Here is a 12,273-nt window from a genome sequence, read left to right as displayed (position 1 = left end):
GGGAGCTCCCGGCGACGATCACGGCTGTCGCGGTGTCCCGGCAGCCGCGTAGAGCTGCATCTTGAGCACGCGGTCCATAGCGGCGTTGCTCGGCGGGACGATCTCACCGATCAGGAGCACCCGAGAGGCGTCAGCCGTGACGGCTTCCTCGTCCACGTCCACGACGGCCAGGTCCGGAATCACGATGCGACCGCTATGCAGCCGGACGTTGATCGCTTCGTAGACAAAGAGTCCTGCCGGCTCGGCGCCGTCCTCCAGTGCGTTCGCCAGGCGGCGGGAGAGGCGCTGATGGCTCATGCTCGGCGCGGGGCTCACCACCAGGCTCCCATCGATGAGCTCGATCCGGTCCGTCGTCTCGCCGAGCGCAAAATACTCGTCCTCAGTCCATGGACCGACGTGGTCAACCACTCCCACGCTCATCGACGACGTCACCTCCAGCAGCGACTCAAAAGAAGATGCTTCCGCCCACGGTACGGCACCCCATGCGGCACGGCGTCCCGGGAAAAGCGGCACGCTGGCGTGAGGCGACCGTGCCGAGGCGGGACTGGATGAAGGAAGGGCTGAGCCCGACCCGACCGGGGGACGGGTAGGACAGCGTTCCGGTAGAGGGCCGTAGACGGCCAGACCACAACGAGAACGGCCCCGGACCGCGTTTCCGCTGGTACCGGGGCCGTTCTCAACGCCTGTGGCGGGTAGAGGATTCGAACCTCTGTAGCTTTCGCGACGGATTTACAGTCCGCTCCCATTGGCCGCTCGGGCAACCCGCCTGGGCAACCACCACGGTCTCCCGCGGCGGCGGACATAAGAATAGCCGTAGCGCGAACCGCATCAACAACCGGGTACGGTCGGCATGTCGCGGGCCCTCGGGAGCCCGCTGTAGAGCATCGACAAGCATCCAGCCGCAGGAGTCTGATCATGGCAGCCAACCCGTCGTTCGACATCGTGAGCAAGGTCGACCGGCAGGAGGTCGACAACGCTTTCAACCAGGCGGAGAAGGAGCTCGGGACCCGGTTCGACTTCCGGGGCACCGGGACGAGTGTCGCCAAGTCGGGGGAGGCGTTCACGATCACCTCGGAGACGGAGGAGCGGGCTACGGCCGCGCTCGACGTCTTCAAGGAGAAGCTGGTGAAGCGCAACATCTCGCTGAAGTCGCTGGACGCGGGGGAGCCTCGGCAGTCCGGCAAGACGTGGAAGATCGACCTGAAGGTGGTCGAGGGGATCGAGGCCGACAAGGCCAAGGCGATCAGCAAGAAGATCCGTGACGAGGGGCCGAAGGGTGTGCAGGCGCAGATTCAGGGCGACCAGCTGCGTGTCACGGGTAAGAAGCGTGACGACCTGCAGGCCGTGATCGCGCTGCTCAAGCAGGAGGATTTCGGCGTCGCCCTGCAGTTCAACAACTACCGCTGAGCGTGACCGGCTGACCGGGGGGACTGACTTGGGTCGCCCCGGAACGCCGGTTCCGGCGCCCGGCCGGGGACGGGACGCGTGTCGCCCCGGATGGATCGCGATCGGGTGGGCGTACCGGAAATGGTCCGCCGGCGGCGGTGTGTGGCGCAGACTGGGGTGATGAGCACGGCGGCCGCCCTGATCGGGTTGGTGCTGGCGGTGTTCGGGGCCCGGATGTTGGTGACCGGTGATGCTCCGGGCGTGATCGCCCGATCGTTTCGCACGCCTCGGCAGGCGGGCGGCTACCACCTGTTGTTCGGTCTCGCCGTGCTGGTGTTCGTGCTGGGTGCGACGCACCTGACCGAGTTGGCCGCGATGATCGCGACGTTGCTGGCGGTCGGTCTGGTGGCGGTGGCGGTGGTCTACTTCCGTCCGGGCAGTCGCAGCCGTGACCACACCGAGTGACCCTCGCCACAGACGATCGAAGAGCGCAGGGCTTAGGAATGGCCCATGAACCTGACCGACGCCGTCCTGTCGTTCGCCGTGCTCGGTGCGCTGCTGACGATCACTCCCGGACTGGACACCGCGCTGGTGCTGCGGGCCGCGATCACGATGGGCCGCGGGCCGGCGTTCGCGACGGCGCTGGGCATCAACGCGGGGGCGCTGGCGTGGGGCGCCGCCGCCGCGGTGGGGGCGTCGGCGCTGCTGGCGGCATCGACGGTGGGTTACACAGTGCTGCGGGTGGCCGGTGCCGCCTACATGATCTATTTGGGTGCGCGGATGATCTGGGGCGCGTCGCGGAGCGTGCCGGAGGCGGAGGTGCCGGCGGTGGCCGCGACGTTCTGGAGCACGTTCGGCCGCGGCCTGCTCACCAACCTTCTCAATCCGAAGGTCGGCGCCTTCTATCTCGCGGTGCTTCCGCAGTTCGTTCCGCCGCACGCGGATCCGCTGACGACGGGTCTGCTGCTGGCCCTGGTGCACGACGCCGAGGGGCTGATCTGGTTCACGATGATCATCCTGGGGGCGCAGGCGGCCCGGCGGTTCCTGGCGCGGCGGGCGGTCCGGCGTACCGTCGACGCCGGGACCGGGGTGGTCCTGCTCGGTTTCGGCGTGCGGCTGGGGCTGTCCAGCCGGTAGGGGGCTGTGGTGATCGATCCGGTGGTGGACGCTTCGTGGATCGCGGACCGTCCGGTGGTCCTCGCCGACGTCCGGTGGTATCTGGACGGTCGTTCCGGCCGGGAGGCCTACGAGCGTGGGCATCTGCCGGGCGCGGTCTTCATCGATCTGGACACCGCGTTGGCGGGCCCGGCGTCGCCGGCCGAGGGCCGGCATCCGCTGCCTGATCCGGAGGTCTTCGCGGCGGCGATGGCGTCAGCCGGGATCAAAGATCAAGATCAGATCATTGCGTACGACGACGCGGGCGGAGTGGTGGCGTCGAGGCTGGTCTGGTTGCTCCGGGCGACGGGGCACGACGCAGCGCTGCTGGACGGTGGCCTGACTGCCTGGTCCGGTGAGCTGACCACGGAGATCCCGGTCCGTCCCGCGACGAAGTTCACCGCCCGCCCATGGCCCGCCGACCGGCTCGCCTCCCTGGAGGAGACGGTGACCGCGTCCGGCCCGGTGCTCGACGCCCGTGACGCGGCCCGGTTCCGCGGCGACACCGAGCCGGTCGACCCGCGCCCCGGTCACATCCCGGGTGCCCGCAACCTGCCCTGTCGCGACAACGTCACCGCCGACGGCCGGTTCCTGCCGGTCGCCGCCTTGCGGGAGAGGTTCGCCGAGGTGGGTGTCGATGACGCCGCCGACGTCATCTCCTACTGCGGCTCGGGCGTGACCGCCTGCCACAACCTGATCGCTCTGGAGCACGCCGGCCTGGGCGAGGGCCGCCTGTTCCCGGGTTCCTGGTCGCAGTACAGCCACACCGGCCGGCCCGCCGCCACCGGGGACTGACTCAGTCGGGCCGCCCGGCCGGGTCGATGGTCCAGCGCTGGTGCGACTCCCAGGCGGCCTGTTTGGTGGTGCCGAGGGCGGCGCCGATGCGTGTCCAGGAGGCGCCGGCCGCGCGCGCCGTGCGGATCATCGCCTGCCGCCCGTACCCCGCCTTGCGGATGATCACCTCGCTGAGGGCGAGCATCTCCAGGGTTTCGTCGGCGGAGAGCGCCGGCTCCTCGTCCGGATCCATGGCGGCGAGCGCGTCGCGCATCCGGAGAGCGTCGTACCGACTCGTCGCTGTGGTGAGCGTGTGGTGCTGCTCCAACTCGTCCGGGGTCATGAAAGCTCGTCCGGGGTCATGAAGGGGAGCCTTTCGTCAGGGCAGCTTGACGTCAAGGAGCCCTGACGTCTAATCCGGAATGGCGCTCATATCTCACTCTAAATCGTCTGCAAAGGCACCAATTCTTCAGCAGGCCATCGGAGGTCCCGCTCAACCGTTCGGCCAGGATTTGCCGCAGCGGTACCCCGACCCGCCGATGAACGCTGCTCGTCGCACAACTGGTGTGGCACCATCATGTGACCCCATCAAAGTTGCGGTTTTCTGCCATGAGGAGCGAGCTATGTCCAAGAGGAAGCTGGGCCGCTTCGCCGGCTTGGTTTTCGCGCTCGCGGTTGCGTTCGGCGTGATAGGCACCGGCACCGTGTCGGCCGAGAGCACGCAGGCCGAAGTGCTCAACATCGTCAACTGGGAGTGGTCCTGAGGCCGGTTCCGAGCTGAGGGGTTAGGGCGGTAGGTGTCGACCGGAGAGGACACTTGATGATCAAGCGCTCCCCGGTCCAGCAGGGTGCGTCCCAACGCGCCTGGTTGATCACCTATCCGCTGGCTGTCCTGGCACTGATCTGTGTCGCAGTCTTCTGGGCTGCCGACCCGGAGTGGTATCTCCGGGCGCTTCCCGGGGTCCTGTTCTTCCTGATCTACCTGCTCGCTTACCGCGACGTCTTCACCATCGTCATCTGGCGGGGCGCCTTCACCATCGCGGTGACCGACGTGCCCCTGGTGCTCGCGCTCTACTACCTGCCGCCGGTCGCGGTGATCCTGGTGGTCAGCGGAGCGATCCTGGTCGACCAGCTCTGGTCCGGCTCGCCCCGGACGAAGATGGCCTTCAACGTCGCGAAGTCCGCGGCCGGCAACTCCGTCGCGCTCCTCTTCATCGCGGCGTTCCCGAGGTACGACGCGGCCGACCCCGCCATGTGGGCGATCCTGGCCGGTGCCGCCCTGCTCGCCTCGGTGGTCGAATTCCTCAGTCTGGCCGGTGTGCTCAGCCTGGTGCAGGGTCTGCAGACCGGTATGGGTGCGCTCCGCGCCGGCTGGTCCGGTTTCGCCGTCAACGGCATCAACATCATCGTCGGCCTGGTCTTCCTGGTCGCCCTCGGAGCGACCTGGTGGTCCGCGATCCTGCTGGCGATCCTGGTCGCCGCGCTCCTGCTCATCCTGCGCTCCTACGCCGAGTTCTTCCGGCGGCACCAGACCCTCGCCGACGTCTACGAGCTCACCCAGGCGGTGCGCGACGAGAGCGGTCGCAGCGGCCTGCCGGACGTGCTGCTCGGCCGGGTCCGGTCACTGATGCAGTCGGAGTTCGCGACGCTGTGGCTCGCCCCGCAGGGCAGGCATCCCGAGGTGCTGCTGACCGCCCGGGTCGAGCACAAGGGCCTTCTCGACATCTCGCCCACGCCGGAGGCGGTCCGGGCTCGCGCTGTCGAACGGCAGGTCGGCACCGGGGTCGGTGCCAAGTTCGCCAGCACCGAGGACCTCCGGGCCGGGATGAGAGCGGCCCGGGTCAAGGACGTCATCGTCATCCCGCTGCGGTCCGGCCAGGCCACGATCGGGACCCTCGAGGTGGTCAACCGGCTCGGCGACGCCCGGACGTTCCGGGAGACCGACGTGCAGGTGCTGGAGACCATCGCCGCGCACGCCGCGGTCGCCGTGGAAAATTCGCGCCTGGTCGACCGGCTGCGTTACGACGCCTATCACGACCGGCTGACCGGCCTGCCGAACCGGCGGCGGGTGACCGACGCGCTCGCCGAGTCGGTGCGGGTCCGGGCCGAGGACGAGGTCGTCGCGATCATGCTCTTCGACGTCGACGGCCAGCGCAACGTCAACGAGTCGATGGGCCACGCCGCCGGCGACAAGCTGCTCGTCGAGACCGCCGACCGGATCCGCGGCATCGCCGACCCGGGTGCGCTGGTCGGCCGGATCGGCGGTGACGAGTTCGTCGTCACACTGCGGGCGCCGAGCATCGACGCGACGATCGAGATCGCCACCCGGATGCGGGAGCGGTTGCGCGGTCCGATGGCCGTCGGCTCGCTCACCCTGGACGTGAACACCGCGGTCGGCGTCTCGGTCTACCCCGACCACGGCAGCGATCCGGAGACCCTGCTCCAGCGGGCCGAGCTGGCCGCCAACGCGGCGAAGGTCCTGCCGTACGGGGTGCAGCCCTTCCACCCGGCCCTGGAGTCGCGTGCGGTCCGGCGTCTGGGCATCGCCGCCGACCTGCGCCGGGCTCTCGACAACGACCAGCTGGAGGTCTACTTCCAGCCGAAGGTGACGCTCGCCGACCGGCACGTGGTGGGTGTCGAGTGCCTGGCCCGCTGGGTGCACCCGGCGCACGGCGAGGTCGCCCCGGAGGACTTCGTGGCGGTGGCCGAGCACACCGGCCAGCTGGCCCGGCTCACCGAGTCGGTGCTGGTCGCCGGGCTGCGTCGGTGCCGGGCCTGGGCCGACGCGGAGCGCCCGTTCGCCATCGCGGTGAACCTGTCGGCCCGGATCCTGCTGGACTCCCGGTTCCCCGAGCTGGTGCGCGAGTTGCTGGACGAGCACGGGGTGGACCCGGGGCTGGTCACCTTCGAGATCTCCGAACCGGGCATGCTCAGCGACATCGAGCGGGTCCTGCCGTCCCTTTACCGGCTCCGGGACCTGGGCGTCCGGCTGAGCGTCGACGATTTCGGTACGGGTGCCTCGTCGCTGGCCTATCTGCGGCAGTGGCCGGTGCACGAGGTGAAGATCGACGACAGCTTCGTGCAGGGGATGGCCACGGACTCGGGTGACCTCGCGATCGTCCGGGCCGTGATCGGGCTCTCCCGCGAGTTCGGTCTCACCGTGGTGGCCGAGGGCGTGGAGAGCGAGCTCACCCTGGAGTTGCTCGAGGAGATGGGTTGCGAGCTGGGTCAGGGTTACCTGTTCAGCCGGCCGCTCCCGTTCGAGCGGCTGGAGGCCTGGCTGAACGCTCAGACGGAGCCCGAGTCCACTCCCACCGGTGAGGTCAGAAGGCTCCGAGCCGTGATCTGACCAGGTATTTCAGGGGAAGGGGGGTACTGATTTCACCCCCGGTCCGGTGCCGTGTAGTCTTACCCATGCAGCAAGCGAGAGATCGCGACCAAGCGGTTGATCGTGTGCGGCAAGCCCCCTTAGCTCAGTCGGCAGAGCGTCTCCATGGTAAGGAGAAGGTCTACGGTTCGATTCCGTAAGGGGGCTCTACCGGGTTCGTTCCGCCTTGCCTGGCGCTGGACATGTGAGCCTGGCTCGGCGGTGTAGCTCAGATGGCAGAGCAAGCGGCTCATAATCGCTGTGTCGCCGGTTCAAGTCCGGCCACCGCTACTTTTCCTGTGGACCCCAACCCGGGGCACCACTTTGCGAAGCGGCGGACCGAGCGTCTACGCTGGTTCGTCGTCAGTAAGTAAACCGTTAGCAGGAAGGCACCCCGCCGTGGCCAAGGCGACCGACGTCCGTCCGAAGATCACCCTGGCGTGCACGGAGTGCAAGGACCGGAACTACATCACCAAGAAGAACCGGCGTAACGACCCGGACCGTGTGGAGCTGAAGAAGTTCTGCCCGCGCGACGGGAAGCACACCCTGCACCGCGAGACGCGCTGAGCGTTCGCTCCCAGATCCTCAAAACCGCGCCGCCCGGACGAGTCCGGGCGGCGCGGTTTCGTTTCCGCAGCCAGCGCAATATTTCTGCACTCACAGTGCTATATCCGCGGGGTCCCCGGCAGGTAGTTTGTGGACATGCCTCTGGACCAATCCTTCGTGGGCCGCAGCTGGCCGCCCACCGAGCCCTATCTGGTCGGCCGCGAGAAGATCCGTGAGTTCGCGCGGGCCATCGGCGCCACCGACGCGGAGTACCACGATCCCGAGGCGGCCCGGGCCCTCGGCTACGCCGACGTGGTGGCACCGCCCACCTTCCCGGTCGCGATCACGATGCCGGCCAGCCGCGAGGTGGTGGCCGACCCGGCGCTCGGTGTCGACTACAGCCGGGTCGTCCACGGTGACCAGCGTTTCGCGTACACGCGGCCGGTCGTCGCCGGTGACGCCCTGGTGTGCGTCAACACGGTCGAGGAGATCCTCAGCCGGGGTGGTCACGAGTTCCTCACCACCCGGACCGACGTGACAACCGAGGCTGGCGAACCGGTCGTGACCGTCTGGTCGAAGCTCGTGGTGCGGGGAGAGGACTGATGAGCGCAGAGCTGGAGCCGCAGACCTTCCGGATCACCCGGGCCGATCTGATCCGCTACGCGGGCGCCTCGGGCGACTTCAACACCATCCACTGGAGTGACCGCATCGCCACCGGAGTGGGACTGCCCGGGGTCATCGCCCACGGCATGTTCACGATGGCTCTGGTGGGCCGGGCGGTGACCACGTGGGCCGGTGCCGCGGACGCGGTTGTCGAGTTCAGCGTGCGTTTCAGTCGGCCCGTTCCGGTGCCCGACACCGACGAGGGGACCGAGGTCGTCGTGACCGCGTCGGTGAAGGAGGTCACCGCCGAGGGACACACTCGGCTGAGCCTGGCTGCGACGTGCAACGGAGACAAGGTACTGTCCATGGCGCAGGCGCTCATCAGGAAGCGGTAGCCCGGGTTTCGATAACTCCGGGCGTACCCGTACACTGGTGCGCCGTGGGGTTCTGAAGTCGTAAGGCGACAGGTCCCGCAAAGGGGTGTAGCTCAATTGGCAGAGCAGCGGTCTCCAAAACCGCAGGCTGCAGGTTCAAGTCCTGTCACCCCTGCGCAATCCTCCTAGACGTGCCCGGCCGGTGCGCGGTCCGCACGACCTCCGCGTCCGGTCGGGTTCTGACAGGATCATCCAGAACCACCGACGACGGAAGTAGGGCGAAGTGGCCGAGAAGGACCGCCCCGGTGACGACGTCCCCGGCGACGACGAGGTTTTCGCCGACGCCGCCGCCGGTGATGTGCCGGATGACGACGCACTGGTGACCGCCGGCGGTGGCACTGCCGTCGCCGAGCGTTCGAAGGACGAGAGCCCCAAGGCAAAGAAGTCCGGCCGTGGCCCGTTTGGCCGGATCGGCGGTTTCTTCCGTGAGGTCACGAGCGAGCTTCGTAAGGTCATCTGGCCGACTCGCAAGGAGCTCCTGACCTACACCGGCGTGGTCATCGTCTTCGTGGTGATCATGACGACCCTGGTGGCCGGTCTGGACTACGGGTTCGGCAAGGCGATCCTCTGGGCGCTGGGCTGACCGCGACAGCGGAGCCCGGTCCCGTAGAGACTTATGTGGAAGTGAGCGAGCGTGCCTGAGTACGACGACGAGACAGCTGACGAGCAGTCGTCGCTGGAGATCGACGAGTCGGTAGAGGCGGCCGACGAGTCGGCCGTGGCCCAGGCGCCCGAGGCTGACGAGGACTACGACCCCGTCAAGGAGCTGCGGCAGAAGCTGCGGTATGCGCCCGGCGACTGGTACGTGGTGCACTCCTACGCGGGTTACGAGAACAAGGTCAAGACCAACCTCGAGACCCGGATCACGAGCCTCGACATGGAGGACTTCATCTTCCAGGTCGAGGTGCCGACCCGCGAAGAGGTCGAGGTCAAGAACGGCAAGCGCAACCAGGTGCAGGCAAAGGTCTTCCCGGGCTACATCCTGGTCCGGATGGACCTGACGCCCGAGTCCTACTCCTGCGTGCGCAACACCCCCGGCGTTACCGGCTTCGTGGGCGCCACCGACCGGGTCGACCGGCCGGCGCCGCTCTCTCTCGACGAGGTGCTGAAGTGGCTGGCACCGGCCGTCCAGGCCGAGGAGAAGAAGGCGAAGCCCGAGGTCAAGGTTCTCGACTTCGAGGTGGGCGACTCGGTCACCGTCACGGATGGTGCGTTCGCGTCGCTGCCGGCCTCGATCAGCGAGATCAACGCCGACCAGCAGAAGCTCAAGGTCCTGGTGTCGATCTTCGGCCGGGAGACCCCGGTCGAGCTCAACTTCAACCAGGTCACCAAGATCTGATCGCCGGATCCCCGGCGATATCAGTGGGAGGGGCCGCGCGCTGAGAAGCGGACGGCGGCCCCGCCAACAACCACAGGAGTAATCAGAAATGGCACAGCGCAGCAAGGCGTACCGCGCCGCCCAGGAGAAGATCGACGCCAACAAGCTCTACGAGCCGAAGGACGCGATCACTCTCGCCAAGGAGACCAGCCCGAGCAAGTTCGACGCCACCGTCGAGGTCGCGATGCGCCTCGGTGTCGACCCGCGTAAGGCCGACCAGATGGTCCGCGGCACCGTCAACCTGCCGCACGGCACCGGTAAGACCGCCCGCGTCATCGTGTTCGCCCAGGGCGCGAAGGCCGAGGAGGCCGTCGCGGCCGGCGCCGACGAGGTCGGCACCGACGAGCTCGTCGCCCGGATCCAGGGTGGCTGGCTGGACTTCGACGCCGCGATCGCGACGCCGGACCAGATGGCCAAGATCGGCCGGATCGCCCGCATCCTCGGCCCGCGTGGCCTGATGCCGAACCCGAAGACCGGCACCGTCACGGTCGACGTGACCAAGGCCGTCAACGAGATCAAGGGCGGCAAGATCACCTTCCGGGTGGACAAGCACTCGAACCTTCACCTGATCATCGGCAAGGCGTCCTTCTCGCCCGAGCAGCTGATCGACAACTACGCCGCGGTCCTCGACGAGGTCCTGCGGTCGAAGCCGTCGGCGGCCAAGGGCAAGTACCTGAAGAAGGTCACCATCGCCACCACGATGGGCCCGGGCGTCCAGGTGGACCCGAATGTGCAGAAGAACCTGCACGGCGACACCAACGCCTGACACACCGCTTCACGGCGAACCCCCGGGGCTTCCCCGGGGGTTCGCTGCTTTTCGGGCCTGTGGGCGGGGCGCGGTCTGTGGCAGGCTGTCGGCCGTGCGCCTCGACGACGTCTGGTTCCGGTACGCCCGCCGCGCCCCGTGGACTCTCCGCGAGGTCGGCGCCACTCTCGAGCCGGGCCGCACGATCGTGGTCCTCGGCCGCAACGGCGCCGGCAAGTCCACGCTGCTCCAACTGGCCGCCGGAGTCCTGCGCCCGACCCGCGGCGCGGTCCGTGACCGTCCCGCCGTCGTCGGGTGGGTCCCGGAGCGCTTTCCCGCCGCCCAGCCGTTCACCGCGCTCGGTTACCTGCACGCGATGGCCGGGGTCCGTGGTCTGTCACCGGCCGCAGCCGACCCCTGGATCGACCGGCTCGGCCTGGCCGCACACCTCGACACCCCGCTGCCCGATCTGTCGAAGGGCACCGCGCAGAAGGTCGGCCTCGCCCAGGCGCTGCTGACCTCACCCGGCCTGCTCGTTCTCGACGAACCCTGGGAGGGGCTCGATGCGCCCTCCCGCGAGCTGATCCCGCAGATCGTCGCCGAGGTCACCTCCGCCGGCGGGACGGTCCTGGTCAGCGACCACCGCGGCGAGATCGCCAACCTGCCGGACGCGCTGCACTGGACGGTCGCCGACGGCACCCTCCATGTCGAGCCCTCCTCCGGGGGGTCGCTCCCCTCCGAGAGCCCGCCGCAGTCCGGGAACGAGCCCTTCCCCGCGATTCCGGCCTCCGGTGCGGACAACGCGGACGAGGTGGTGGTCGAGATCCTGGTGCGGCGGCACGAGGCGGCCGCGGCGATGCGGCAGCTGACCGCGGCCGGCCACCGTGTCCAGGGGGTCCGAGAGACGGGGGAGGGACGATGATCGCGCTCACCCGGATGCGCCTGGCCGGTTTCGCGCGCGGGGGCCGGGCCACGGCTCCGCTGATCACCGTGCTGGCGGTCCTGTTCGTTCTCTACGGCGGCGGGCCGTCGTCCGCCTCGGTCGCCTACGGCTACTCCGCGGTCTGCCTCTTCCCGATCCTGGCCTGGCTCACCAAGCTGGTGCTGGACACCGAGCCGGACGCCCAGCGCCGCCTGGCCCGCCTGGCCGTGGGCCCGGTCCGGGAGGCCACCGCCGGTCTGCTCGCCGCCGCGGCCCTGGCGCTCGGGGTGTGCGTGCTGGCGATGCTGGCGCCGTTGCCGTTCCGGGCCATCACCGGCCCCGACCCGGGATCGTCGGAGCCGAGTCTCGCGATGGGCGTACTCCTCGGTGTCCTTGCTCACGTTCTCTCGGTGGCCGCGGCGGTATCCCTGGGTGCGCTGGCCGCCCGGGCCGTCACCCGCCGGATCCTGCCGGGCGTGGGCATCCTCGTGAGCGGGTCGATCCTGACCGTCGTGATGGGATTGAGCGGCTCGATCGCCCCGTGGGTGGCGCCGCCCCTGATGGCGACGTCCAGGGCACTGAGCGGGCGCACCGCCCCGTCCGCCGTCGACCTGACGGTCCTGGTCGCCTGGACGGCGCTGTGGTGCACGGCGGTTCTCGCCCTCTACGCCCGCCTGCGCCGCGATCGGTCCTGACCCGCCGGATGGGGTGTGACGGGGCCGATTTGGTTTTCGGCGGCGGGTCCGCGTACCCTTTCGTCTTGAAGTTCCACCCATAGACCGCTGGTCGCCGCAACAACCGTCGTCAAGGCGGGCGTCGCGGCCGAAGGTCCCGCTGAGAGCGGGCGACCCGTGCAGGGGAGAACGGTTCGTGATCGTCGGCCGCGCCCGTGCGCGTGTGTTCGAGTCCGCCCCGTGCCTCTGCGCCGGGGCGTTTTGCTTTTTCTTGCGGACCCTCTCGACC

At 68.8% G+C, this 12,273-nt stretch carries 16 protein-coding genes and 4 tRNA genes; 17 read left to right on the top strand and 3 right to left on the bottom strand.

The features are described from left to right. Positions 1-18: 18 nt before the first annotated feature. A complete protein-coding gene (locus tag ACFO0C_RS12000; protein WP_378066642.1) occupies positions 19-420 on the bottom strand; it encodes a Uma2 family endonuclease in 402 nt (133 codons plus the stop codon). Between the two features lie 266 nt (positions 421-686). Beyond that, positions 687-767, bottom strand: a tRNA-Tyr gene (locus ACFO0C_RS11995). Between the two features lie 148 nt (positions 768-915). Between ACFO0C_RS11995 and ACFO0C_RS11990 the strand changes: the two genes are divergently transcribed. The 4 genes from ACFO0C_RS11990 (at position 916) to ACFO0C_RS11975 (ending at position 3,336) form a co-directional block, all read left to right on the top strand. Beyond that, the gene (locus ACFO0C_RS11990; RefSeq protein WP_317788741.1) at positions 916-1,407 is read left to right on the top strand and encodes a YajQ family cyclic di-GMP-binding protein; all 492 of its coding nucleotides are present in this window, start codon (positions 916-918) and stop codon (positions 1,405-1,407) included. Between the two features lie 159 nt (positions 1,408-1,566). Next, positions 1,567-1,851, top strand: a complete 285-nt coding sequence (locus ACFO0C_RS11985; protein ID WP_378066641.1) for a hypothetical protein — start codon at positions 1,567-1,569, stop codon at positions 1,849-1,851. Between the two features lie 45 nt (positions 1,852-1,896). Next, positions 1,897-2,523, top strand: coding sequence for a LysE family translocator (locus ACFO0C_RS11980; protein ID WP_378066640.1), 627 nt, complete (start codon positions 1,897-1,899; stop codon positions 2,521-2,523). Positions 2,524-2,532: 9 nt separating this feature from the next. Next, positions 2,533-3,336, top strand: a complete 804-nt coding sequence (locus ACFO0C_RS11975) for a sulfurtransferase (protein WP_378066639.1) — start codon at positions 2,533-2,535, stop codon at positions 3,334-3,336. 1 nt (position 3,337) lies between these two features. On the opposite strand, the gene ACFO0C_RS11970 is transcribed toward ACFO0C_RS11975, so the two are convergent. Next, entirely contained in the window at positions 3,338-3,658 is a 321-nt protein-coding gene (locus ACFO0C_RS11970; protein ID WP_378066638.1) for a hypothetical protein, read from the bottom strand. 280 nt (positions 3,659-3,938) lie between these two features. Here ACFO0C_RS11970 and ACFO0C_RS11965 point away from each other — a divergent pair, with 280 nt between their 5' ends. The 13 genes from ACFO0C_RS11965 (at position 3,939) to ACFO0C_RS11905 (ending at position 12,005) form a co-directional block, all read left to right on the top strand. Beyond that, positions 3,939-4,079, top strand: a complete 141-nt coding sequence (locus ACFO0C_RS11965) for a hypothetical protein (RefSeq protein WP_378066637.1) — start codon at positions 3,939-3,941, stop codon at positions 4,077-4,079. Positions 4,080-4,135: 56 nt separating this feature from the next. Continuing rightward, the gene (locus tag ACFO0C_RS11960; protein WP_378066636.1) at positions 4,136-6,664 is read left to right on the top strand and encodes a putative bifunctional diguanylate cyclase/phosphodiesterase; all 2,529 of its coding nucleotides are present in this window, start codon (positions 4,136-4,138) and stop codon (positions 6,662-6,664) included. A gap of 113 nt (positions 6,665-6,777) precedes the next feature. Continuing rightward, positions 6,778-6,850, top strand: a tRNA-Thr gene (locus ACFO0C_RS11955). A gap of 50 nt (positions 6,851-6,900) precedes the next feature. After that, positions 6,901-6,973, top strand: a tRNA-Met gene (locus ACFO0C_RS11950). Between the two features lie 108 nt (positions 6,974-7,081). Continuing rightward, positions 7,082-7,249 carry a 50S ribosomal protein L33 gene (gene rpmG, locus ACFO0C_RS11945; RefSeq protein ID WP_014687739.1) on the top strand — a complete coding sequence of 56 codons (168 nt, stop codon included), beginning with the start codon at positions 7,082-7,084 and terminating at the stop codon, positions 7,247-7,249. Positions 7,250-7,384: 135 nt separating this feature from the next. Beyond that, the gene (locus ACFO0C_RS11940; protein ID WP_364071501.1) at positions 7,385-7,831 is read left to right on the top strand and encodes a MaoC family dehydratase N-terminal domain-containing protein; all 447 of its coding nucleotides are present in this window, start codon (positions 7,385-7,387) and stop codon (positions 7,829-7,831) included. Continuing rightward, entirely contained in the window at positions 7,831-8,226 is a 396-nt protein-coding gene (locus tag ACFO0C_RS11935) for a MaoC/PaaZ C-terminal domain-containing protein (protein WP_378066635.1), read from the top strand. Before ACFO0C_RS11940 ends, ACFO0C_RS11935 begins: the two co-directional genes overlap by 1 nt. Positions 8,227-8,307: 81 nt before the next feature. Further along, a tRNA-Trp gene (locus ACFO0C_RS11930) sits at positions 8,308-8,380 on the top strand. A gap of 108 nt (positions 8,381-8,488) precedes the next feature. Then, positions 8,489-8,848, top strand: a complete 360-nt coding sequence (gene secE / locus ACFO0C_RS11925; RefSeq protein ID WP_378066634.1) for a preprotein translocase subunit SecE — start codon at positions 8,489-8,491, stop codon at positions 8,846-8,848. A gap of 51 nt (positions 8,849-8,899) precedes the next feature. After that, positions 8,900-9,604, top strand: a complete 705-nt coding sequence (gene nusG / locus ACFO0C_RS11920; RefSeq protein WP_378066633.1) for a transcription termination/antitermination protein NusG — start codon at positions 8,900-8,902, stop codon at positions 9,602-9,604. Positions 9,605-9,692: 88 nt separating this feature from the next. Continuing rightward, a complete protein-coding gene (rplA, locus tag ACFO0C_RS11915) occupies positions 9,693-10,409 on the top strand; it encodes a 50S ribosomal protein L1 (protein ID WP_378066632.1) in 717 nt (238 codons plus the stop codon). 94 nt (positions 10,410-10,503) lie between these two features. Next, positions 10,504-11,310 (top strand): ATP-binding cassette domain-containing protein, encoded by an 807-nt coding sequence (locus ACFO0C_RS11910; protein WP_378066631.1) that lies wholly within the window; start codon positions 10,504-10,506, stop codon positions 11,308-11,310. After that, the gene (locus ACFO0C_RS11905; RefSeq protein ID WP_378066630.1) at positions 11,307-12,005 is read left to right on the top strand and encodes a hypothetical protein; all 699 of its coding nucleotides are present in this window, start codon (positions 11,307-11,309) and stop codon (positions 12,003-12,005) included. The genes ACFO0C_RS11910 and ACFO0C_RS11905 overlap by 4 nt, the downstream gene beginning before the upstream one ends. Positions 12,006-12,273: the final 268 nt, after the last annotated feature.

The organism is Actinoplanes subglobosus, assembly GCF_042650585.1.
In the GTDB taxonomy this organism is placed as follows: Bacteria; Actinomycetota; Actinomycetes; order Mycobacteriales; family Micromonosporaceae; genus Actinoplanes; species Actinoplanes subglobosus.
This window is presented reverse-complemented; position numbering and strand designations above follow the sequence as displayed.